The following is a 23,250-nucleotide window of genomic DNA, read 5'->3' on the forward strand; positions in this document are numbered from 1 at the left end:
TTGTCGCGCGGGGGAATCCTTTCCTGATCGCTCATGAATCGGCCATTATTCAGTGATCTTTAATCGAAAAGAGGCAAAATGATGTCAACGCTACCTTCGTTGGGTTTTGCCGGAATCGGCTTGATGGGCCTGCCGATGTGCCGCCGTTTGCTGGCGGCGGGCTACCCGCTGACCGTGTGGAACCGCAACCCGGCCAAGTGCGCGCCACTGGTCGAAGCCGGCGCCCGGCAGGTGGCAAGCCCCGCTGAACTGTGCGAACACGCGGACGTAGTGATGCTCTGTCTGGCCGACACGGCGGTGGTGCGCGAGGTGGTGTTTGGCGCCGGTGGCATTGGCGAAGGCGCGAAAAAAGGCCAGTTGCTGGTGGATTTTTCCAGCCTCGAACCGACTGCAACTCGCGAGATGGCCGCCGAATTGGCAGACAAGGCCGGGATGAGCTGGCTCGATTCACCGGTGTCCGGCGGCGTGGTGGGTGCCGAGGCCGGCAGTCTGGCGATCATGGTCGGCGGCGCGGTGGCGAATCTGGATCGGGTGCGCCCGGTGCTGCTCAGCCTTGGTCAGCGCGTCACGCACATGGGTGGCATCGGCGCCGGGCAGGTGACCAAGGCTTGCAACCAGATGATAGTCGCCTGTAATGCGCTGGTGATCGCCGAAGTAGTGGCGCTGGCCGAACAGGCCGGGGTCGATGCGAGCCTGATTGCCGAAGCGCTGGCCGGTGGTTTTGCCGATTCGAAACCGTTGCAGATCCTTGCCCCGCAAATGGCCGAGAGCCGTTTTGAACCGGTGAAATGGCACGTGCGCACGCTGCTCAAAGACCTCGATACCGCAGTGAAATTCTCCCGCGAACAAGGCTCGGCCACACCGATCAGCGGATTGGCCGCACAACTGATGCGCCTGCATGGGGCGCAAGGTTTTTTGCAGAAGGATCCTGCGACACTGGTACAAATGTATCGCGCGCCAGACTCAACGGATTGACCGCGTGCGAGTGTTTGCGCTGATTGATTTCCTCAAGCACCGGGCGTAACTCGTCCAGCGGCACCGGGCGGCTGAGCAGATAGCCCTGAATGAAATCGCAGCCCGAGCGCTCAAGAAACTCGTACTGCTCCAGGCTTTCCACGCCTTCGGTCACCACCTGCAAATGCAGGGTGTGGGCCATGACGATGATCGCCTGGACGATCTCCATGTCGGCGGTCGCCGTGGGAATGTCGAGGATGAACGAACGGTCGATTTTTAGCGTATTGAGCGGCAGGCGCTTGAGGTAGGCCAGCGATGAATAGCCAGTGCCGAAGTCGTCGATCGACAGCGAGACGCCGAGGGCGCGGATCTGCCGCAGCAGCACCAGAGTGTTGGCGATGTTGCCCATCAGCGCGTTTTCGGTGACTTCCAGTTCCAGCCGTTCCGGCGCGACCCCGGCGCTGCGCAGCGCACTTTCGATCTCGTCGGCAAGTTCTTCCCGGGCGAGGTTGAGGGGCGAGCAGTTCCAGGCGATTTTCAGTTCGTCGCAGCCATGCCGGGTCAGTTCGCCAAGATCGCTGCAGGCCCGGCGCAGCACCCAGTTATCCAGTTCGGCGATCAGGCCGTTGGTTTCGGCAATCGCAATGAAACGGTCCGGGGCCAGCAGGCCATGCACCGGGTGCTGCCAGCGGATCAGCGCTTCGAGTTTGGTCACTCGACCGGTTTTCAGTTCGAAGATCGGTTGATAATACAGCGTCAGCCCGTTTTCCTCCCGCAGGGCCTGGCGCAGTTCTTCTTCCAGTTGCAGTTCGAGGCTGGCGCGGGTCTTCATGTTGGTGCTGAAAAAATGCAGGCCGTTACGCCCCGCGCCCTTGGATTGATACAGCGCCAGATCCGCGTGCTTGAGCAGTTCTTCGCAGGTGGTGCCGTCGTCCGGGAACAGGCTGATGCCGATGCTGGTGGTCATCACCATACGGCGGCCGGCCAGTTCGATCGGCTCCTTCATCTTCAGCATGATCCGTTGCGCCATGTTGCGCGCTTCCTCACGTTCACGCAGGCTGATCAGGATGCAGAACTCGTCACCGCCGAAGCGGGCGACCACGTCTTCATGGCTGCGCACTGACCCCTTGATGTGATTGGCGATGACTTTGAGCAGGGCGTCGCCGGCGTCATGGCCGAGGCTGTCGTTGATTCGCTTGAAGTGGTCGATGTCGAGAAACATCACCGCGAGCATCCCGCCCTCGCTGGTTTTCTGGCTGAGCTTCTCGGCGAAGAGCTGGTTGAAACCGCGACGGTTGATCAGGTTGGTCAGGGCATCGTAGTTGGCCACTTGCTGCAGCGACATCCGCGCCTGATCGAGCTGGCTGAGCAGGGCGTTGACCCGGCGCAGGTCGTGCTCCTTGCTTTGCAGTTTCTTGTCGGCCAGTGCCGCGCTGATCGCGCTGCCGAGAATCAGCAGGATGATCAATGCGACGGTCAGGCCCAGTTGCAGGTAATTGGTTTCGCCGCTCAGGGTCGGTGCTGCGCCCTCGGGCACCACCAGATTCAACGCGGCCATGCCGGTGAAATGCATGCTGATGATGCCGGCACCGAGGATCATTGCGGCGGTGTATTTGAGCAGTTGATGAAACCGTCCACTGCTTTCACGCAAATAACCGGCGACCCACAGTGCGGCGAAGCTGGCGCCGATGGCAATCACGATCGACAGGCAGAACAGCAGCGGCTGGTAATACGCGGTGGCCACCGAATGCATCGCCGCCATGCCGACGTAATGCATGCCGGCGATGCCCAGGCCGATAACGATGGCGGTTTTCAGGTACTGCATCAACGAGGGTTGAGGCACGCTCAGGGTGTGCATCGCCAGCCACGAGGCGAGCAGGGCGATCACCAGGGAAAACAGAGTGGTGGCCAGTTCGTAATGGATTTCCAGCGGCGCCTGGAATGCCAGCATGGCGATGAAGTGCATGGCCCAGATGCCGCCGGCCAGGCAAGTGGCACCGATCCAGCGCCAGACCCGTTGCGAACCCGGATCTTCGGCGTGGCCAACCCGCTCTGCCATGTCGAGGGTGGCAAAACTCGCGGCGCAGGCAACCAGATAGGCCACCAGCACCAACAAGGGATTGTGTGTGCAATCGAGAATGACCTGCCCGCTCTCCGGCAGCTCGGTAACAAACTGCAAACCAAGCCACTCCATAGCATCCCCGTCTCTGAAGTCGTCCCTGCTGCCTCAGCAACGCAGGCGAATGAGAGGAGTATAGAGGCGGTTTTTATCGTGCAAGCGGTAGTGGCACATTGCAGTCAACGATTTCGGCATGAGCTTCATAGCGATTGGTGCTAAGCGTCAGGCACTCTGGTCGTAATGAATCCGGTTCCACTCCGGGTCGAGGGGCGGCAGGCCGAATCGCGCCCGGGCGGCGTCGCAATCGACGTTCTGTTCACCGTTCTCCCACGACGCCTCGAACTCGCGGCAAGTGCTGGAACGCTTGTCGTAGATCGAGCATTGCACAACGTTGCCGACTTCGCCGACCAACGCGGTGCAGCGTGCCGGTTTCTGATCGGTACCGATCATGGCCACCCGGCTGGGTGTGATCTGGGTGACCAGTTCATCGGGCACCGTCCCCCCGGAGGATGAGCATTCACCCCAGAAAAAAGACACGCGAAAATGGGAACAGCAGGCACCGCAATTCAGACACGGACTGACTTCGGACATGGGGAGGGTATCAAAGGGGTTGATCGGCGAATCCGGACGGATCCGGCGGCTATTCTAGGCTTCGCCATGAACTTGGGAAGGGGGGCGCGAAAGTATTTTTTTGTAGCCGGGTTTTGCCGCAAAACCCCCGGTTTATGGGCGATTGCCGAGTTATCAAGGGCTTACGTTTCTTTACAGTGCCATGGCTCATTATCAGGCTGACGAATGATCACAGACAGCCTCGGCAGGTCTGTCTAGATTGCAGGTTCCGGGCTCGGATGCGTCGGCAGTGAAGCCCTCATAACAATAAAGAGACGGACCCATGCAGAACTCGACCCAAGCGGCGAATGCCTGGCGCATTCTGTTCCTGTTGTTCCTTGCCAACCTGTTCAATTTCTTCGACCGCACCATTCCGGCGATCATCATCGAGCCGATCCGCATGGAATGGCACCTCAGCGACTTTCAACTGGGGATCGTCGGCACGGCGTTCACCATTGTCTATGCGATTGCCGGTCTGCCGCTTGGGCGCATGGCCGACACCGGCTCACGCAGCAAACTGATGGGCTGGGGTCTGGCGACCTGGAGCGCGCTCACCGCCGTCAACGGGCTGGTGGGCAGTTTCTGGAGTTTCCTCATCGTACGTATGGGCATCGGCATCGGTGAGGCCAGTTACGCGCCGGCGGCCAACTCGCTGATTGGCGACTTGTTCCCGGCGCACCGTCGAGCGCGGGCCATGGGCATTTTCATGCTCGGTCTGCCGCTGGGGCTGTTGCTGGCGTTCTTCACCATAGGCTGGATGGTCAAGGCTTTCGACAGTTGGCGCGCGCCGTTCTTCATCGCCGCCGTACCGGGGCTGTTTCTTGCGATCTTCATGTTTTTCATCAAAGAGCCGAAGCGCGGTGCGGCGGAAACCGTGCAGGTTTCGCAAGAGAAAGTCGACAAGCCGATCCGTCGAATTCTGGCTGTGCCGACGTTCTTGTGGCTGGTGATGGCCGGCTTGTGCTTCAACTTTGCCACCTATGCCTGCAACTCGTTTCTGGTGCCGATGCTGCAGCGCTACTTCCTGATGCCGCTGCAGGAAGCGGCAGTGGCGACCGGGGTGATTGTCGGTATCACCGGGTTGATCGGCCTGACCCTCGGCGGCTGGATCGCCGACAAGATTCATCAACGAGTCGCCAACGGTCGACTGCTGTTTGCCGGCTTCAGCCTGATCATCTCGACCCTGTGCACCGCGTGGGCGCTGCATGCCGGACGGGTCGAGATCGGCGTGTTCGTCGCGGTGTTCAGCGTCGGCTGGCTGTTTGCCTATAACTTCTATACCTGCGTGTACACGGCGATTCAGGACGTGGTCGAACCACGCCTGCGGGCTACGGCGATGGCGCTGTTCTTTGCCGGGCTGTACTTGCTCGGCGGCGGCTTGGGGCCAGTGGTGGTGGGGGCCTTGTCCGATCACTTCGCCAAGTCGGCGATGCTTTCGGCGGGGGCCGAGCAGATGACTGAGGCGTTCAAGGCTGTGGGGCTGCATGACGCGATGTACCTGATTCCGGTGGCGCTGTTCTTGACCATGGTGTTTCTGTTTCTGGCGGCGCGCTGTTTTGTGCGCGATGCGCAGCGGATGAAGGAGGGTTTGGTGGCAGTGGTTGAGCCTGATGTTTCTGTGGCGACTGCATGATCGCCTTCGCGAGCAAGCCCGCTCCCACATGGGAACGCATTCCAAACTGTAGGAGCGGGCTTGCTCGCGAAGGGGCCATCAGCATCAGCTGATAAATAGCAGACAAAAAAAGGCCCGCATCACTGCGGGCCTCTTCATTTATAGCGCTAGAGCGGGGGACTTAACCCGCCACCAGCACCCGGATCGCTTCCAGGCGCAATGCATCCAGCTCCCACATTCGACCGCATTGCTTCCTGAAACAACTTGGTCAACTGTGGGAGCGGGCTTGCTCGCGAAGGGGCCATCAGCATCAGCCGATAAATACCAGATAAACAAAAAGGCCCGCATCACTGCGGGCCTCTTCATTTATAGCGGCAGAGCAGGGGACTTAACCCGCCACCAGCACCCGGATCGCTTCCAGGCGCAATGCCGCTTTATCCAGCATCGCCAGACCCAGTTCACGCTGCTTGCGCAACGCATCCAGTTCGCTGTCGCGCACGGTCGGGTTGACTGCTTGCAACGCGGTCAGGCGCGCCAGTTCTTCGTCGGTGTCCGCCGCCAGACGACGACGGGCCTCGGCCACGCGCTCGGCGTGACGCGGGGTGATCTTGTCTTCACCGGCGTTGATCCGTGGCGTCAGCTGATCGCGCTGGGCCTGGATGAACTTGTTGGCGCTGGCGCGTGGCACGCTTTCCAGTTGATCGTTCAAGGTTTCGAACGAGACCCGGGCCGACAGGTCGTTGCCGTTGGCATCGAGCAGGCAGCGCAGGGCCGCCGGCGGCAGGTAACGGCCCAGTTGCAACGAGCGCGGCGCAACCACTTCGCTGACGTAGAGCAGTTCCAGCAGCACGGTGCCCGGTTTCAGCGCCTTGTTCTTGATCAGTGCGACGGCGGTGTTGCCCATCGAACCGGACAGCACCAGATCCATGCCGCCCTGCACCATCGGGTGTTCCCAGGTGATGAACTGCATGTCTTCGCGCGACAGCGCCTGGTTGCGGTCGTAGGTGATGGTCACGCCTTCGTCATCGCCCAGCGGGAAGCTGGCGTCGAGCATCTTCTCGCTCGGCTTGAGGATCAGGGCGTTTTCCGAGTGGTCTTCGCTGTCGATGCCGAACGCGTCGAACAGGGTTTCCATATAGATCGGCAGGGCGAACTGATCGTCTTGCTCAAGGATGTCCTCGACCAACTGATCGCCTTCGCCCGAGCCGCCGGAGTTCAGCTCCAGCAGGCGGTCGCGACCGGTGTGCAGCTCTTGTTCCAGACGCTCGCGCTCGGTGCGCGCTTCGTCGATCAGCGCTTGCCATTCACCGTCATCGGCTTCTTCAAGCAGCGGCAGCAGGCGCGGGCCGAACTGATGCTGCAAGGCGTTGCCGGTCGGGCAGGTGTTGAGGAACGCGTTCAGCGCTTCGTGGTACCACTGGAACAGGCGCTCTTGCGGGCTGGTTTCCAGGTACGGCACGTGCAGTTCGATGATGTGCTTCTGGCCGATCCGGTCGAGACGACCGATACGCTGCTCGAGCAGATCCGGGTGCGACGGCAGATCGAACAGCACCAGGTGGTGAGCGAACTGGAAGTTGCGACCTTCACTGCCGATTTCCGAGCAGATCAGCACCTGCGCGCCGAACTCTTCGTCGGCGAAGTAAGCGGCGGCGCGGTCACGCTCAAGGATGTTCATGCCTTCATGGAACACCGTGGCCGGGATGCCGGAACGCACGCGCAGGGCGTCTTCCAGGTCCATCGCGGTTTCGGCGTGGGCGCAGATCACCAGCACTTTGGTGCGTTTAAGCATTTTCAGCTGATCGATCAGCCACTCGACGCGCGGGTCGAATTTCCACCAGCGCTCTTCTTCGCTGGCGTCCGGCTGGGCCTGGAAGCTGACTTCCGGGTACAGCTCGGCGTGATCGCCCAGCGGCAGTTCAAGGTATTCGTCCGGGCATGGCAGCGGGTACGGGTGCAGTTTGCGCTCGGGGAAACCCTGCACGGCGGCGCGGGTATTACGGAACAGCACGCGGCCGGTGCCGTGGCGGTCGAGCAGCTCGCGCACCAGACGGGCGCTGGCTTCGGTATCGCCATCGTTGACCGCGGTCAGCAAGGCTTCGCCTTCGTTGCCGAGGAAACCGTGGATGGTCTTGTGCGCTTCCGGCGACAGGCGCCCCTTGTCGAGCAGTTCCTGAACGGCTTCAGCCACCGGGCGATAGTTCTCGCTCTCGGCGCGGAACGCGGCCAGGTCATGGAAACGGTTTGGGTCGAGCAGGCGCAGACGGGCGAAGTGGCTGTCCTGACCGAGCTGTTCCGGAGTCGCGGTGAGCAGCAGCACGCCGGGAATCACTTCAGCCAATTGTTCGACCAGCGAATACTCGGGGCTGGCCTTGTCTTCGTGCCACACCAGGTGGTGGGCTTCGTCGACCACCATCAGATCCCAGCCGGCGGCGAACAAGGCGTCCTGCGCCTTCTCGTCTTCGACCAGCCACTCCAGGGCAACCAATGCCAGCTGGGTGTCTTCGAACGGGTTGGTGGCATCGCTTTCGATGAAGCGTTCTTCGTCGAACAGCGCGACCTGCAGGTTGAAGCGGCGGCGCATTTCCACCAGCCACTGGTGCTGCAGGTTTTCCGGAACCAGGATCAGCACACGGTTGGCGCGGCCCGAGAGCAGTTGGCGATGGATCACCAGACCGGCTTCGATGGTTTTCCCCAGACCCACTTCGTCCGCCAGCAGAACCCGTGGCGCGATGCGGTCGGCGACTTCACGGGCGATGTGCAACTGGTGCGCGATCGGTTGCGCACGCACGCCGCCCAGGCCCCAGAGCGAGGACTGCAACTGGCGACTGGTGTGTTCCAGGGTGTTGTAGCGCAGGGAGAACCACGACAGAGGGTCGATTTGCCCGGCGAACAGACGGTCGCTGGCCAGACGGAACTGAATGAAGTTCGACAGCTGGGTTTCTGGCAGGGTGACGGCTTCGTTCTGCCCGTTGAGACCGTGATAGACCATCAACCCGTCGACGTCGTCGACTTCGCGCACGGTCATCTTCCAGCCTTCGAAGTGAGTAATGGTGTCACCCGGCGAGAACCGCACGCGGGTGAGGGGCGCATTCCGTAGCGCGTACTGGCGGGTTTCGCCAGTGGCCGGGTAAAGCACGGTCAACAAGCGGCCGTCCTGTGCCAGAACGGTGCCTAAACCAAGCTCTGCTTCGCTGTCACTGATCCAGCGTTGCCCCGGTTGATACTGCTGCGCCATGCTGCCTGACTCCCACCTTGAAAAAGCGGGCTATCTTAACGGAATGCAGGCCTCCAGACCAAAGGTTTACGAGTGTAGGAGCTGCCGAAGGCTGCGATCTTTTGATCTTCGGGAACGCTTGCGCTCTACGGTGTTCCATTAAAGATCGCAGCCTGCGGCAGCTCCTACAGTGCCAACCCGGTCACAAGTTTGCGACCAGTGGCTCAAGGCGCCTTTGCCGCAGCCGATAGCCTGCTGACAGGAGACCCTTTATATGCTGCCACCGATGCTCCCCCTGAGCGCTGTGCCGATCACTTCCCAGCAGGATCCGATTCGCCAGCGGCCGGACATTCCTCCGGTGGTGCCGGTGCAGGAGAGCTCCAACGAAAGCACGATTGATCTGCAAAAGCGCGATCCGGAAGAGGATCGACTGCTGGCGCGCGAAGAACAGCGTCGCCAACAGGAGCGTGATCGTCGCCGTCGCGAAGCCGACGAAGATCCGGAAGAACACCTCGCCGTGCCGGGCACCGAGCTGAATGCCGACAACACGGTGCCGGTGGTGCCGCTGATGGAGGATCAGCCGCGTCAGGGCTTGTGGGTCGATATCGAGATCTGATTCCCGGAAAGGTTTACACGAATTGTTGTAGAGCGCTGGCGTCAGGCGGCATGATTGGCGCAGTCCTGCCTTTGATGCGGCAGTTGTGATTCTTCTAAGTGATGCACCCGCCATGAGCCAAGACGACAAACTGATCGACCTCAGCACCGAGCGCGCCAAGCGCGTGCATGACCTCAACGAGAAACGCCTCAACGAAGTGCGCAAGGCTTTCGAGCAAGCCATGCCGTTGGGAAAAGCCCAGAAAAAGCCGAAAAAGAAACCGAAAAAGCGTTGATCTCCCCCTGCATCCTTTGATGCAGGTCAGTTATTTTCCCGCCTTTGCCTTCTGTGTTGTCCGGACTTGATCCTGGTCAATTTCTGCGCCTGCGTGATTGGTTAACTTAGCTCCATCGCAGCAAAGCAGGGGCCAGGAGGCCACAGTCATGTTTTTCGATAACGTGGTGTTTGCCGGGGTTCTGACCGTAGGTCTCATGGTTCTGTTTTTTGCAGGGTTTGGATTTTTTATCTGGAAGGATGCGAATAAGCGCAAGAAGTAGGTCTTTCCGGGTTTGATGAGCACGCAAGGCATTTTGGGGCGACTTCGGTTGCCCCTTTTTTTTGTGTCTTGGCGGCCTTTGGGCCGACCAGACTTTGGGTGTGCTTTGTGAATATCCGTTGCTGCGGTAACGGCGGCTTAGGGTTTCGCCCTTACGGCGACTCACTTTTTTGACAAACGCCTCAAAAAAGTAAGCAAAAAAACGCTTGCTCCTACGTTCGGCCCGCTCGCTGGGGCTCGGGGTTCCTTCGCTGCGGGATTCATCCGGGGGGCAGCGCCTACGGTTTGCTTCGCTGCACCTCCTCTCGCTGTGTTTGGCTTCGCCAAACGGTCGCTGCGCTCCCACCCCCGGATAAACCCCTCCACTCAGCCTGCCGACGGGCCCTCAGATCAAAAGCTTTACTCGAGCTAACGCTCATCGTGTTGAGTGGTGGAAAGGCGTGCGCTCGGCTTTTGCTTTTCTGTAGGAGCCAGCCTGCTGGCGATGGCGGCCTACGAGCCGACCGATTTCTGACTGAATGCACTCATCCAACTGTGGGAGCGAGCTTGCTCGCGAAGGCGGCCTGACAGCCGACCAAATCTCAAAACTGAATACACCCAATCCCCTGTAGGAACTGCCGAAGGCTGTGATCTTTTGATCTGCTTTGGCTTTGGCTTTGGCTTTGGCTTTGGCTTTGGCTTTGGCTTTGGCTTTGGCTTTGGCTCTTGCTCTGGCTCTTGATGTGGCTTTTGATCTTCAGCCCCTTCGGCAGGCCGAGCGAAGGTGTCCATCAGGGGGTTAGGCGCGCAGCGCCATGCGGCGAAGCCGCATACATCGAGAGGAGGTGCAGCGAAGCAAACCGGAGGCGATGCCCCCGGATGGACACCGTAGCGAGGGAACACTGAGCCTCAGCGAAGTGCCGTACGCCGGGGGAAGCCTTTTTGGTTACTTTTTCGGCGTTTGGAAAAAGTGACCCGCCGTAAGGGCGGAACCATAGGAGGCCGTTACCGCAGCAACGGATATGCTCACAAAACCAAACCCAAAAAAAAGGCGCGATCCTCACGAATCGCGCCTTTCTCATGTACTGCGGTCTATCAGCTACCCAGCGCTTTGGATGCCAACCAGAACAACCCAGCCGACAGCGCCACAGTCGCCGGCAAGGTCAACACCCACGCCAGCAGGATAGTGCGAACAGTCCCACCCTGCAGGCCGCTCTTGTTGGCGACCATGGTGCCGGCCACGCCCGAGGACAGCACGTGAGTGGTCGATACCGGCAGGCTGAAGATGTTGGCCATACCGATCAAACTGGCAGTAGTGATCTGCGCCGACATGCCCTGGGAGTAGGTCATGCCTTGCTTGCCGATCTTCTCGCCGATGGTCAGTACCACGCGTTTCCAGCCGACCATGGTACCCAGGCCGAGGGCCAGGGCGACCGCGAGAATCACCCAGAACGGGGCGTATTCGGTGGTGGTGGTCAGGTCTTTGCGCAGTTTGTCCAGGTCAGCCTTCTCACGCGCTTCCAGGCCTGGCAGCTTGCCGACTTTCTTCGCGGTGTCGTCCAGGCACAGCAGGTAACGACGGACTTCGATGCGGCTTTCCGAGGACAGCGAATGGTAGTCCGCTACACCTTTAAGGGTGCCAAGCAGGGCGTTGATGGTCGGTTCGGTCTGCTGCGGGTTGCAGCGGAATTTCTCCGGCAGGTCGCCTTCAACGCTTTTGCCCAGGGCCAGGAATTCGCCCAGGGAGTCGGCATTGCGCTTGTAGAACTGGCTCAAGTGCAGGGTCGCGTCGCGGGTGCGTTCGATCTGGTAAGTGGTGCTGCTCAGGTCGAGGACGAACTGCGCCGGCACGATACCGATCAATACCAGCATGATCAGGCCGATGCCTTTCTGGCCATCGTTGGAACCGTGCACGAAGCTCACGGCCATGGCCGAGATCACCAGGACCAGACGGTTCCAGAACGGCGGGTGTTTCTTGTCGTCGATCTTGCGGCGCTGTTCCGGAGTCTTGTGCATCTTCGACAGCGGGCGCCACCACTTCAGGCCGATCAGGACCAGCGCGGCGATCAGGAAACCGGCCATTGGCGAGAACACCAGCGAGGCGCCGATGTCGATCGCTTTCTGCCAGTTCACGCCGTCGGCCAACGGAATGTTGTTGATCAGGGCGTTGGCCAGGCCGACGCCGAGGATCGAGCCGATCAGGGTGTGGGAACTGGAGGCCGGGATACCGAAGTACCAGGTGCCCAGGTTCCAGGTGATCGCCGCGGCGAGCAACGAGAACACCATCGCCAGGCCATGGCCGGTATTCACATTGATCAGCAGTTCTACCGGCAGCAGGTGAACAATGGCATACGCCACGCCAACGCCGCCCAGCAACACGCCGAGGAAGTTGAACACACCGGAGAAGAACACCGCCAGGTGAGGCGGCATGGCTTTGGTGTAGATAACAGTGGCTACCGCGTTAGCGGTGTCATGAAATCCATTGATGAACTCGAAGGCGAGGACAAACGTCAGGGCGAGCAAGAGGCTCACAAGCACCCAAGCATCCAGTCCGCTGAATAAATCGATCATGAAGGTTTTCTGACCCGGTCATAAGGGGGCGCGATTATGCCAGAAAAGACTGGAAATCGATCCCCTACCTGCTCATCGGTAGCAATCAATGTCGAATTAAATTGTTGCAAGGTGCAAAGCCCTAGCGTGTTGCAGGGTTTTTCAAGTCTTTGATTAGCTTGGGAAAACCTTCAGGCAGCAGGCATTTTGTCGAGCGCGCGCGGGCCTCAAACGCCTGTGTGAAATATCTCTGAAACGAGTCAGACACGCTCCATTCCCGTGCAGGACGGGGGAGGTGGCCGCTGCCCGCGGATAGCGGGCGCGCAAGGCATCGTCGGGTCACCGTGCTTTTAGCCGGTGGCGACGCAGACCCTCGAAAACTCAGGATTGCCCGTTCATGGCTCTTCGGTTTTGAGTTCTTCTTCCATTTTCTTCAGTTCTTGCTGGAAAACCTGATCCTGAACAGTCGGGCGTTTACGCCATGCCTTGCGTTCCGGTTCGGGCTGAGCGGCGTAGGTGGTGACTTCCCCGCCGTAAACTTCCTTGTAACGTTGTTCCTGGCGCTCAAGTTCCGCGCGCAGTTCGTCTTTCGTCACAGTGCTACCTGTTTGAGTTGAGATAAATAACTGGTGAAACGCCCGGCAACGAGTCGATTGAACACGTCCACCGAAGGGCAATGCCGGTTCAGGCATTGGTGTTATCGGCAGGGCGATCAAGACTTCCATGTTGCAGGCGGCTACGGCACCAGATTAAAACTGACGCAGCATCAGTTTCCTGTTTCAGCAAGCGCGCTGGCGGTGCATGAATAATGAGCGTCAGGCGCTGGCCGGGGCTGACGACAATAGGCATCGGTTCAGCGGGCGGCACCCTCGGCCAATGAAAACGCGGCGCCACTGAGGTGCATTATAGCGGTCGATTCGGGAATGACTATCTTTGCCAAGTTAAAAACGGTTCGGGATGTGTGATCGTTTTGTTACTGACAAGTTTTATCGCTAGTTGAAATTCGCCGAAACCTTTTAAGGCCACGCGTTGAGTTTCTGGCGCCATTAAGTCGAACAACTAAGCATGCATGTGAAGTTGAATGAACAGGTCAGGCAAAGGATTGAAGACGCCGCGAAGGACACCGGGTGATGGATTGCGATTATCGGTCGGCGGTTCGATAATCGCCCAATCTTGGCGTCCCGGTGCTTGTGCATTTGCCGGCGAGCCGCTTGTATGGCCATTGATCCGTGCCGCAAAAAGGACAAGAAATGAACGATCAAATGCGCAACTCTTTCACCTCCGTGGCGCCGCCGATCGTCGCGTCGCCCGCCAAGCGTATCCAGGCGCTGACCGGCGATCCGGATTTCATGACCTCGCTGGCCCGTGGCCTGGCGGTGGTGCAGGCATTTCAGGAGCGCAAGCGGCACCTGACCATCGCCCAGATCAGCCATCGCACGGAAATTCCCCGCGCCGCCGTGCGCCGTTGCCTGCACACACTGATCAAACTGGGTTACGCCACCACCGATGGCCGCACGTACTCGTTGTTGCCCAAAGTGCTGACCCTCGGCCACGCGTATCTGTCGTCGACGCCGCTGGCGGTGTCGGCCCAGCCGTACCTCGACCGCATGAGCGAGCAACTGCACGAAGCCTGCAACATGGCCACGCTCGAGGGCGACGACATTCTGTACATCGCCCGCTCGGCGACCACGCAGCGGTTGATCTCGGTGGACCTGTCGGTGGGCGGGCGTCTGCCGGCCTATTGCACGTCGATGGGCCGCATCCTGCTGGCGGCGCTGGACGACACCTCGCTACGCGAATACCTCGACCATGCCGAACTGGTGGCCAAGACCAGCCGTACGCTGCACACCCCGGAAAGTCTGCTCGAATGCCTGCAGGAAGTACGGCAGCAGGGCTGGTGCATCGTCGATCAGGAACTCGAACAAGGCCTGCGTTCGATTGCCGTGCCGGTCTACGACGCGTCGGGCCAGGTGGTGGCGGCGCTCAATGTCAGTACCCACGCCGGTCGCGTCAGCCGTACCGAGCTGGAGCAACGCTTCCTGCCGGGCCTGCTCAGCGCCAGCCGCGACCTCAGTGCGCAGTTGTTCGCCTGATGAAGCTGTTCGATAAACGCACAGTGTTGCGTTTATCGAATTGACGCTAAAAGCCCCGGATCATTAATGTCGCGGCAGCGTCATCCGGCGCTGAGCACAGGTCTCAGCCCGGACTGCCGACTCCCATAATAATGACAAGAGGCAACTCACCATGCGCATGCTCCCCGACTGTCTCCGCTGCATCCCCTGTTGCCGGGTTTCCCGCAACGCCTGATCCAGACCTTCTATTCTTGTGACCGTGCCGCTCTTCGGCCGGCCGCCGTTCGACTGCGTTTTTTGCGTGGAATAAAAACAATGAACCAGCCTCAGTCCGCTGTGGGTAACTGCCTCGACGTGCAGACCTTCATCAATGCCCAACCGATCTCGCGCTATCAGTGGCGCGTGGTGATCCTGTGTTTCCTGATTGTGTTTCTCGATGGCCTCGACACCGCGGCGATGGGTTTTATCGCGCCGGCGCTGTCCCAGGACTGGGGCATCGACCGCGCCAGCCTTGGCCCGGTGATGAGCGCCGCGCTGATCGGCATGGTCTTCGGTGCACTGGGTTCCGGCCCGCTGGCTGACCGCTTCGGGCGCAAAGTGGTGCTGGTCGGCGCGGTGGTGTTGTTCGGCGCCTTCAGCCTGGCCTCGGCGTACAGCACCAATGTCGAACAACTGCTGGTGTTGCGCTTCCTCACTGGTCTCGGGCTGGGTGCCGGCATGCCCAACGCCACTACGCTGCTTTCGGAATACACCCCGGAGCGCAAGAAATCCTTGCTGGTGACCAGCATGTTCTGCGGCTTCAACCTCGGCATGGCCGGTGGCGGTTTCATTTCGGCGAAGCTGATCCCGGCGTTCGGCTGGCACAGCCTGCTGCTGATCGGCGGGATCCTGCCGTTGATCCTCGCGGTGGTGCTGCTGTTCTGGCTGCCGGAGTCGGCGCGTTATCTGGTGGTGCGTAATCGCGGCACCGACAAAGTGCGCAAGACCTTGTCGCCGATCGATCCGGTCGCCGTGGCGCAGGCCTCGAGTTTCAGCGTGCCGGAACAGAAAACCGTCAAGGCGCGCAATGTGTTCGCGGTGATTTTCTCCGGCACCTACAGCGCCGGCACCTTGCTGCTGTGGCTGACCTACTTCATGGGTCTGGTGATCGTTTACCTGCTGACCAGTTGGCTGCCGACGCTGATGCGTGACAGCGGCGCGAGCATGGAGCAGGCGGCGTTCATCGGCGCGTTGTTCCAGTTCGGCGGGGTGTTGAGCGCGGTCGCTGTGGGCTGGGCGATGGATCGCTTCAATCCGCACAAGGTCATCGGCACTTTTTACCTGCTGGCCGGGGTGTTTGCCTACGCGGTGGGGCAGAGTCTAGGCAACATCACATTGCTGGCGACCTTGGTGCTGGTGGCCGGGATGTGCGTCAACGGTGCGCAATCGGCGATGCCTTCATTGGCGGCGCGGTTTTATCCGACCCAGGGGCGGGCGACCGGGGTGTCGTGGATGCTCGGGATTGGTCGGTTTGGCGCGATTCTCGGGGCGTGGATGGGCGCGACGTTGCTGGGGTTGGGCTGGAACTTCGAGCAGGTGCTGACGGCGCTGGTGATTCCGGCGGCGTTGGCGACGACGGCAGTGGTGATTAAAGGCATGGTGAGTCATGCGGACGCGACTTGAGTCGAGTCATTTTGATTTGCATTGAATGTTCCGACGCCTTCGCGAGCAAGCCCGCTCCCACAGGGAAAACACATTTCAAATGTGGGAGTGGGCTTGCTCGCGAAGCTTTTGCTTGTGATTGATAGGGTGACAACAATCCGTTCGATAAACGAACACTCAGTCGATTATCGGATTGTTTGGCCATTTTCAGCGGCTTAATCTGCAGTGACTCCGGCGCTGAACCTCGCGCCTTTTTCTCACTGGCGATTCACTACAAAAACGGGAGCCTGCTCCATGGCTGAGATCCTTTCGCTGCACGACGCGGTGAAGCAATTCGTCAACGACGGCGACACCGTCGCGCTCGAAGGCTTCACTCACCTGATCCCTACGGCGGCAGGTCATGAAATCATTCGCCAGGGCAAGAAAGATCTGACCCTGGTGCGGATGACGCCTGACCTGATCTACGACCAACTGATCGGTGCCGGTTGTGCACGCAAGCTGATCTTTTCCTGGGGCGGCAACCCTGGTGTGGGTTCGCTGCACCGTCTGCGCGATGCGGTCGAGAAGCAATGGCCGCATGCCCTGGAAATCGAAGAGCACAGCCACGCCGACCTGGCCAATGCCTACGTCGCCGGCGCTTCCGGCCTGCCTTTCGCCGTACTGCGGGCCTACGCTGGTTCCGACCTGCCGAAGGTCAACCCGCTGATCAAATCCGTGACCTGCCCGTTCACCGGTGAAGTGCTGGCGGCGGTGCCGTCGGTGCGTCCGGACGTGACCGTGATCCACGCGCAGAAAGCCGACCGTCAGGGCAACGTGCTGCTGTGGGGCATTCTTGGGGTGCAGAAAGAAGCCGCACTGGCGGCCAAGCGCTGCATCGTCACCGTCGAGGAGATCGTCGACAACCTCAACGCGCCGATGAACGCCTGCGTGCTGCCGACCTGGGCCTTGAGCGCGGTCTGCCACGTACCCGGCGGCGCGCATCCGTCCTACGCCCACGGTTACACCGAACGCGACAATCGCTTCTATCAGGCGTGGGATCCGATCGCCCGCGACCGTGAGACATTTACCGCGTGGATCAACGAATACATCCATGGCTGCGCTGACTTCAGCGAGTTTCAGGCCAAGTTGGCCGCTGCTTCGGAGGCCAAGTAATGACTTACACCACCAATGAAATGATGACCGTCGCTGCGGCCCGTCGCCTGAAGAACGGCTCGGTGTGCTTCGTCGGTATCGGCCTGCCGTCGAAAGCCGCCAACCTCGCGCGCCTGACTTCGTCGCCGGACGTGGTGCTGATCTACGAATCCGGCCCGATTGGCGCCAAGCCTAGCGTGCTGCCGCTGTCTATCGGTGATGGTGAACTGGCGGAAACCGCCGACACCGTCGTGCCGACCGGTGAGATTTTTCGCTACTGGCTGCAGGGCGGACGCATCGACGTCGGTTTTCTCGGCGCGGCGCAGGTCGACCGTTTTGGCAACATCAACACCACCGTGGTCGGCGATTACCACGCGCCGAAAGTGCGTTTGCCGGGTGCCGGTGGCGCGCCGGAAATCGCCGGTTCGGCGAAGAGCGTGTTGATCATCCTCAAGCAGTCGGCGCGCTCGTTCGTCGACAAGCTCGACTTCATTACCTCGGTCGGTCACGGCGAGGGCGGCGATTCGCGCAAGCGTCTGGGCCTGCCGGGTGCCGGCCCGGTCGGGATCATCACCGACTTGTGCATCATGGAACCGGAGCAGGGCACCCACGAATTCGTGGTCACCGCACTGCACCCGGGCGTGACCCGCGAGCAAGTGGTTGCCGCCACCGGTTGGGCGATCCGCTTTGCCGACAACGTTGAAACCACGGCTGCGCCAACCGAGGTCGAACTGACTGCACTGCGCGATCTCGAAGCGCGCACCGCCGCCGCCCACGGCCAGGCACCGGGAGAAGCATGATGCGTGACGTGTATATCTGCGACGCGATTCGCACACCCATCGGCCGTTTTGGCGGCGGTTTGTCCGCCGTCCGTGCCGACGATCTGGCCGCCGTGCCGATCAAGGCGCTGATGGAACGCAATCCATCGGTGGACTGGAACGCGATCGACGAAGTGTTCCTCGGCTGCGCCAACCAGGCCGGCGAAGACAACCGCAACGTGGCGCGCATGGCGCTGCTGCTAGCGGGGCTGCCGGACAGCGTGCCAGGCGTGACCCTCAACCGTCTCTGCGCTTCGGGCATGGACGCGATCGGCACTGCTTTTCGTGCGATTGCCAGCGGCGAGATGGAGCTGGCGATTGCCGGTGGCGTCGAGTCTATGTCCCGCGCGCCGTTCGTGATGGGCAAGGCGGACGCAGCGTTCTCGCGCAACATGAAGCTGGAAGACACCACCATCGGCTGGCGCTTTATCAACCCACTGATGAAGGCCCAGTACGGCGTCGATGCGATGCCGCAGACCGCCGACAACGTCGCCGACGACTATAAAGTGTCGCGTGCCGATCAGGACGCTTTCGCCCTGCGCAGTCAGCAACGCACTGCCGCCGCGCAGGCTGCGGGCTACTTCGCCGAGGAAATCGTCGAAGTGCGGATCGCCCACAAGAAGGGCGAAACCGTGGTCAGCCAGGACGAACACCCGCGCGCCGACACGACAATTGAAGCGCTGACCAAACTCAAACCGGTCAACGGCCCGGACAAGACTGTCACCGCCGGCAACGCGTCCGGGGTCAACGACGGTGCTGCCGCGCTGATTCTCGCGTCGGCGGAAGCGGTGAAAAAACACGGCCTGACTGCCCGCGCCAAAGTACTCGGTATGGCCAGCGCCGGGGTTGCACCTCGGGTGATGGGCATCGGCCCGGTGCCGGCGGTGCGCAAACTGATGGAGCGCCTCGGCGTGGCGGTCAGCGATTTCGACGTGATCGAACTCAACGAAGCGTTTGCCAGCCAAGGTCTGGCGGTGCTGCGCGAATTGGGTCTGGCCGACGATGCGCCGCAGGTCAACCCGAACGGTGGCGCAATTGCCTTGGGCCATCCGCTGGGCATGAGCGGGGCGCGACTGGTGCTGACCGCGCTGCATCAGCTGGAAAAGACCGGCGGCAAGAAAGGTCTGGCGACCATGTGCGTCGGCGTCGGGCAGGGTCTGGCCCTGGCCATTGAACGCGTCTGACGCTGCGCGTCGACTGATAAGAACAGAGGAAAGCGAAATGACTGACAAGCCTGGCTACCGTCGTCCGCAGGAAGGCACCCAGCCTGAGTACCTGCACCCGACGTATCAATCCACCAACCTGCGCTCGCCGTCCAAGCCGTTGGTGTTTCTGCCGCATTCGTTGTCGGAGATCACCGGCCCGACCATCGGTGCCGAACGCGTCGCCGACAAGGACAACGACCTGACCGCTCAGCATGACGGCGAGCCGTTGGGCGAGCGCATCATCATTCACGGCCGTGTGCTCGACGAAAACGGCTTGCCGGTGCCGGGGATTCTGGTGGAGATCTGGCAGGCCAACGCCGCCGGCCGCTACAACCACAAGCGCGACCTGCACGACGCACCGCTGGATCCGAACTTCACCGGCACCGGCCGCACCGTGACCGACGCCGACGGCTGGTATCAGTTCCAGACCATCAAGCCCGGCGCCTATCCGTGGGGCAACCACCACAACGCGTGGCGCCCGGCGCACATCCATTTCTCGCTGTTCGGGCCGAGTATCCTCACCCGCCTGGTGACGCAGATGTACTTCCCCGGCGATCCACTGCTGGCCTACGACCCGATCTACAACTGCGTGCCGGACACCTCCGCCAAGGAGCGTCTGATCGCCGCTTTCGATCTGGAAAAAACCATTCCGTCCTACGCCCTCGGCTATCGCTGGGACATCGTTTTGCGCGGCCGCGACGCCACGCCGATGGAGAAATAAGATGACGCTGACTGCCACCACGTCCCACACCGTCGGGCCGTACTACCACATCGGCCTGACCTGGCTGAACCGCGAAAACCTCGCGGTCGAACAAACCCTCGGCGAGCGCGTGGCGATCACCGGCCAAGTCGTTGACGGCAACGGCGATGTGGTCAACGACGCGATGCTCGAAGTCTGGCAGGCCAACGCCGCCGGCAAGTACGCGCACCCGGAAGACGAGCAGGACAAGCCGCTGGATCCGCATTTCGAAGGTTTTGGCCGGGTGCCGGTGGATGCCGAAGGGCGCTTCCGTTTCACCACGATCAAACCGGGCACGGTCGAAGGCCTGAAGGGCTCGACCCAGGCGCCGCATCTGGTGGTGCTGGTGTTTGCCCGTGGGCTGGTCAAGCACTTGCTGACACGCATCTACTTCGAAGGCGACCCGGCGAACGTCAATGATCCGCTGCTGGAATGTGTGCCGGCCGAGCGTCGCGCTACGTTGCTGGCGAAGCCGGATGCGGCGGGTGTGTATCAGTGGAATGTGATTTTGCAGGGCACTGAGGCCGAGACGGTGTTTTTCGATTACTGAGGTACACCCCAATCCCCTGTGGGAGCGGGCTTGCTCGCGAAGACGGCGTGTCAGGCGATATTAATGTTGACTGACCCACCGCCTTCGCGAGCAAGCCCGCTCCCACAGGGGAGAACTGTGTTGCTGATTCGATGTGGAACGGGATTGTTGCGAAGTGTGTCTAGACTCTCACCTGTCCCTTCAGAGTAAAAACCAATGACCACTACCACCGCTCATTACACTGGCGAGGAGCGCAGCAAGCGCATCTTCGCCATTGTCGGTGCCTCGTCCGGCAACCTCGTCGAATGGTTCGACTTCTATGTCTATGCCTTCTGCGCGATCTATTTCGCCCCGGCGTTTTTCCCTTCCGACAACCCTACGGTGCAACTGGTCAACACGGCCGGGGTGTTTGCTGCCGGCTTCCTGATGCGCCCGATTGGCGGCTGGATTTTTGGCCGGGTGGCGGACAAGCACGGGCGCAAGAATTCGATGCTCATCTCGATTCTGATGATGTGCTTCGGCTCGCTGCTGATCGCCTGCCTGCCGACCTACAAGGACATCGGCGTCTGGGCGCCAGTCCTGCTGTTGTTCGCACGCTTGCTGCAAGGCTTGTCGGTCGGCGGCGAGTACGGCACCACCGCGACCTACATGAGCGAAGTCGCGCTCAAGGGCCAGCGTGGATTTTTTGCCTCGTTCCAGTACGTGACCCTGATCGGCGGGCAACTGCTGGCGGTGTCGCTGGTGGTGGTTCTGCAGCAATTCCTCACCGAAGAGGATCTGCGCGCCTACGGCTGGCGGATTCCATTTGTGGTCGGTGCGGTGGCGGCGTTGATTTCGCTGTTCCTGCGCCGTTCGTTGAAGGAAACCACCAGCAAGGAAATGCGCGAGAACAAGGACGCCGGCAGCATCCGCGCACTGTTCCGTGATCACAAGGCCGCGTTCATCACCGTGCTCGGTTACACCGCCGGTGGCTCGCTGATTTTCTACACCTTCACCACATATATGCAGAAGTACCTGGTGAACACCGCCGGCATGCACGCGAAAACCGCCAGTTACATCATGACCGGCGCGCTGTTCCTGTATATGTGCATGCAGCCGCTGTTCGGCATGCTCGCCGACAAGATCGGCCGGCGTAATTCGATGCTCTGGTTCGGCGCGCTCGGCACGCTGTTCACGGTGCCGATCCTGTTGAGCCTGAAAAGCATCAGCAGCCCGATTCTGGCCTTTGTGTTGATTACCGTGGCGCTGGCGATTGTCAGTTTCTACACCTCGATCAGCGGCTTGGTGAAAGCCGAAATGTTCCCGCCGGAAGTCCGCGCCCTTGGCGTCGGTCTGGCCTATGCGGTGGCCAACGCGATCTTCGGCGGTTCGGCGGAATACGTGGCGCTGAGCCTCAAGGCCGGGGGCATGGAAAACGCCTTCTACTGGTACGTCACGGTGATGATGGCGGTGGCGTTCCTGTTCAGCCTGCGCCTGCCGAAACAGGCGGCGTACTTGCATCACGATCTGTAAACCGATGTGCGCGGGCCGCATTGGCCCGCGCCGGCAAGGACTGTTTATGACTCAGCGACCGGGCAATCAATTGTTCGATGCCTACTTCACGGCCCGCGATATGCGCGAGGTGTTCTGCGATCAGGGCCGGGTGCAGGCGATGCTTGATTTCGAAGCGGCGCTGGCCCGGGCCGAAGCGCGGGTCGGAGTGATTCCGGCGGCCGCCGTCGCGCCGATTGCCGCCGCCTGCAACGCCGGTCTGTATGACTTCGCGGCGCTGGGCGAGGCGATTGCCACGGCTGGTAACTCGGCGATTCCACTGGTCAAGGCGTTGGGCAAGCAGATTGCCGCGAGCAGTGCCGAGGCCGAGCGTTATGTGCATCTGGGGGCGACCAGTCAGGATGTGATGGATTCCGGGCTGGTCCTGCAATTGCGTCAGGCGCTGGAGCTGATTGAAAGCGATCTGGCAGCGCTCGCCGATTCGCTCGCCACCCAAGCCAAAAGTCATGCGACGACGCCACTGGCCGGGCGCACCTGGCTGCAGCACGCCACGCCCGTCACCCTCGGGATGAAGATTGCCGGTTGGCTCGGCGCGGTGACCCGCAGCCGTCAGCGTCTGCGCGAACTCAAGCCACGGCTGCTGGTGCTGCAATTCGGTGGCGCTTCCGGCACCCTTGCGGCGCTTGGCGAACAGGCGTTGCCGATCGCCCAGGCGCTGGCCGAAGAGCTGCAACTGAGCTTGCCGGAACAACCGTGGCACACCCAGCGTGATCGCATTGTCGAGTTCGGCGCTGTGCTCGGTTTGATCGCCGGCAGCCTCGGCAAACTCGGGCGCGACGTCAGTCTGTTGATGCAGACCGAAGCGGCGGAAGTGTTCGAGCCGTCGGCGCCGGGCAAGGGCGGTTCGTCGACCATGCCGCACAAGCGCAATCCGGTGGGTGCGGCGGTGTTGATCGGTGCGGCGACGCGGGTGCCGGGGCTGGTCTCGACACTGTTCAGCGCCATGCCGCAGGAGCACGAACGCAGCCTCGGTCTGTGGCATGCCGAATGGGAAACCCTGCCGGAGATCTGCTGCCTGGTGTCCGGTGCGCTGCAACAGGCGCGCTTGCTGGCCGATGGTCTGGAAGTCGATGCCGAGCGCATGGCGCGCAATCTCCAATTGACCCAAGGGCTGGTGCTGGCCGAAGCGGTGAGCATCGTCCTTGCGCAACGGGTCGGCCGCGACACCGCACATCACCTGCTCGAACAATGCTGCAAACGCGCGGTGGCCGAACAGCGCCACCTGCGTGCGGTACTCGGCGACGAGCCGCAAGTGACCGCCGAACTGAGCAGCACTGAACTCGATCATCTGCTCGACCCCGCGCATTACCTCGGCCAGGCACAAACCTGGGTCGAGCGCGCGGTGGCCGAACACAACGCATTGTCTGTCTGAAAGG

At 61.1% G+C, this 23,250-nt stretch carries 19 protein-coding genes; 14 read left to right on the plus strand and 5 right to left on the minus strand.

All coding sequences use genetic code 11. The features are described from left to right. Positions 1–78 precede the first annotated feature (78 nt). On the plus strand, positions 79–975 hold the full coding sequence (locus CKW11_RS17225) for an NAD(P)-dependent oxidoreductase (protein ID WP_177440010.1): 897 nt from the start codon (positions 79–81) through the stop codon (positions 973–975). On the opposite strand, the gene CKW11_RS17230 is transcribed toward CKW11_RS17225, so the two are convergent. Both CKW11_RS17230 and CKW11_RS17235 read right to left on the minus strand, forming a co-directional pair. Beyond that, a complete protein-coding gene (locus tag CKW11_RS17230; protein WP_095138465.1) occupies positions 866–3,148 on the minus strand; it encodes a bifunctional diguanylate cyclase/phosphodiesterase in 2,283 nt (760 codons plus the stop codon). The genes CKW11_RS17225 and CKW11_RS17230 overlap by 110 nt on opposite strands. A 147-nt stretch (positions 3,149–3,295) precedes the next feature. Then, positions 3,296–3,664 carry a YkgJ family cysteine cluster protein gene (locus tag CKW11_RS17235; RefSeq protein ID WP_095138466.1) on the minus strand — a complete coding sequence of 123 codons (369 nt, stop codon included), beginning with the start codon at positions 3,662–3,664 and terminating at the stop codon, positions 3,296–3,298. A 301-nt stretch (positions 3,665–3,965) separates the two neighbouring features. Between CKW11_RS17235 and CKW11_RS17240 the strand changes: the two genes are divergently transcribed. Further along, entirely contained in the window at positions 3,966–5,315 is a 1,350-nt protein-coding gene (locus tag CKW11_RS17240; RefSeq protein WP_095138467.1) for an MFS transporter, read from the plus strand. 367 nt (positions 5,316–5,682) lie between these two features. Here the strand turns inward: CKW11_RS17240 and rapA are convergent, their stop codons facing one another. Then, positions 5,683–8,529, minus strand: a complete 2,847-nt coding sequence (rapA, locus tag CKW11_RS17245; RefSeq protein WP_095138468.1) for an RNA polymerase-associated protein RapA — start codon at positions 8,527–8,529, stop codon at positions 5,683–5,685. Positions 8,530–8,782: 253 nt separating this feature from the next. On the opposite strand from rapA, the gene CKW11_RS17250 reads away from it, so the two are divergent. From CKW11_RS17250 to ccoM, 3 genes are all read left to right on the plus strand, one after another. Further along, positions 8,783–9,124 (plus strand): hypothetical protein, encoded by a 342-nt coding sequence (locus CKW11_RS17250; RefSeq protein WP_003222394.1) that lies wholly within the window; start codon positions 8,783–8,785, stop codon positions 9,122–9,124. A gap of 112 nt (positions 9,125–9,236) precedes the next feature. Continuing rightward, positions 9,237–9,398: a hypothetical protein gene (locus tag CKW11_RS28665; protein WP_095138469.1), complete on the plus strand. Its 162-nt coding sequence runs from the start codon at positions 9,237–9,239 to the stop codon at positions 9,396–9,398. Positions 9,399–9,546: 148 nt separating this feature from the next. Continuing rightward, positions 9,547–9,660, plus strand: a complete 114-nt coding sequence (ccoM, locus tag CKW11_RS28990; protein ID WP_003222396.1) for a cytochrome c oxidase subunit CcoM — start codon at positions 9,547–9,549, stop codon at positions 9,658–9,660. A gap of 1,073 nt (positions 9,661–10,733) precedes the next feature. On the opposite strand, the gene CKW11_RS17260 is transcribed toward ccoM, so the two are convergent. Both CKW11_RS17260 and CKW11_RS17265 read right to left on the minus strand, forming a co-directional pair. After that, a complete protein-coding gene (locus CKW11_RS17260; protein ID WP_095138470.1) occupies positions 10,734–12,209 on the minus strand; it encodes an inorganic phosphate transporter in 1,476 nt (491 codons plus the stop codon). A gap of 374 nt (positions 12,210–12,583) precedes the next feature. Continuing rightward, complete coding sequence (locus CKW11_RS17265; RefSeq protein WP_003222398.1) at positions 12,584–12,784, minus strand: hypothetical protein; 201 nt, start codon at positions 12,782–12,784, stop codon at positions 12,584–12,586. A 654-nt stretch (positions 12,785–13,438) separates the two neighbouring features. Between CKW11_RS17265 and pcaR the strand changes: the two genes are divergently transcribed. The 9 genes from pcaR (at position 13,439) to CKW11_RS17315 (ending at position 23,246) form a co-directional block, all read left to right on the plus strand. After that, a complete protein-coding gene (pcaR, locus tag CKW11_RS17270; RefSeq protein ID WP_007963153.1) occupies positions 13,439–14,281 on the plus strand; it encodes a pca regulon transcriptional regulator PcaR in 843 nt (280 codons plus the stop codon). 294 nt (positions 14,282–14,575) lie between these two features. Further along, positions 14,576–15,922: an MFS transporter gene (locus CKW11_RS17275; protein WP_095138471.1), complete on the plus strand. Its 1,347-nt coding sequence runs from the start codon at positions 14,576–14,578 to the stop codon at positions 15,920–15,922. 273 nt (positions 15,923–16,195) lie between these two features. Continuing rightward, positions 16,196–17,053, plus strand: coding sequence for a CoA transferase subunit A (locus CKW11_RS17280; RefSeq protein WP_003222404.1), 858 nt, complete (start codon positions 16,196–16,198; stop codon positions 17,051–17,053). Further along, complete coding sequence (locus CKW11_RS17285) at positions 17,053–17,832, plus strand: CoA-transferase subunit beta (protein WP_027614392.1); 780 nt, start codon at positions 17,053–17,055, stop codon at positions 17,830–17,832. Before CKW11_RS17280 ends, CKW11_RS17285 begins: the two co-directional genes overlap by 1 nt. Further along, positions 17,829–19,034, plus strand: a complete 1,206-nt coding sequence (pcaF, locus tag CKW11_RS17290; RefSeq protein WP_177440011.1) for a 3-oxoadipyl-CoA thiolase — start codon at positions 17,829–17,831, stop codon at positions 19,032–19,034. The genes CKW11_RS17285 and pcaF overlap by 4 nt, the downstream gene beginning before the upstream one ends. 37 nt (positions 19,035–19,071) lie before the next feature. Further along, positions 19,072–19,776: a protocatechuate 3,4-dioxygenase subunit beta gene (gene pcaH / locus CKW11_RS17295; protein WP_041070512.1), complete on the plus strand. Its 705-nt coding sequence runs from the start codon at positions 19,072–19,074 to the stop codon at positions 19,774–19,776. 1 nt (position 19,777) lies between these two features. Continuing rightward, on the plus strand, positions 19,778–20,344 hold the full coding sequence (gene pcaG / locus CKW11_RS17300; protein WP_095138473.1) for a protocatechuate 3,4-dioxygenase subunit alpha: 567 nt from the start codon (positions 19,778–19,780) through the stop codon (positions 20,342–20,344). A 195-nt stretch (positions 20,345–20,539) separates the two neighbouring features. Then, positions 20,540–21,835 carry an MFS family transporter gene (locus CKW11_RS17310; RefSeq protein ID WP_095138475.1) on the plus strand — a complete coding sequence of 432 codons (1,296 nt, stop codon included), beginning with the start codon at positions 20,540–20,542 and terminating at the stop codon, positions 21,833–21,835. Positions 21,836–21,881: 46 nt separating this feature from the next. Continuing rightward, a complete protein-coding gene (locus tag CKW11_RS17315) occupies positions 21,882–23,246 on the plus strand; it encodes a 3-carboxy-cis,cis-muconate cycloisomerase (RefSeq protein ID WP_095138476.1) in 1,365 nt (454 codons plus the stop codon). Positions 23,247–23,250: the final 4 nt, after the last annotated feature.

This window comes from Pseudomonas sp. Irchel s3a10, from assembly GCF_900187525.1.
GTDB lineage: Bacteria > Pseudomonadota > Gammaproteobacteria > Pseudomonadales > Pseudomonadaceae > Aquipseudomonas > Aquipseudomonas koreensis_G.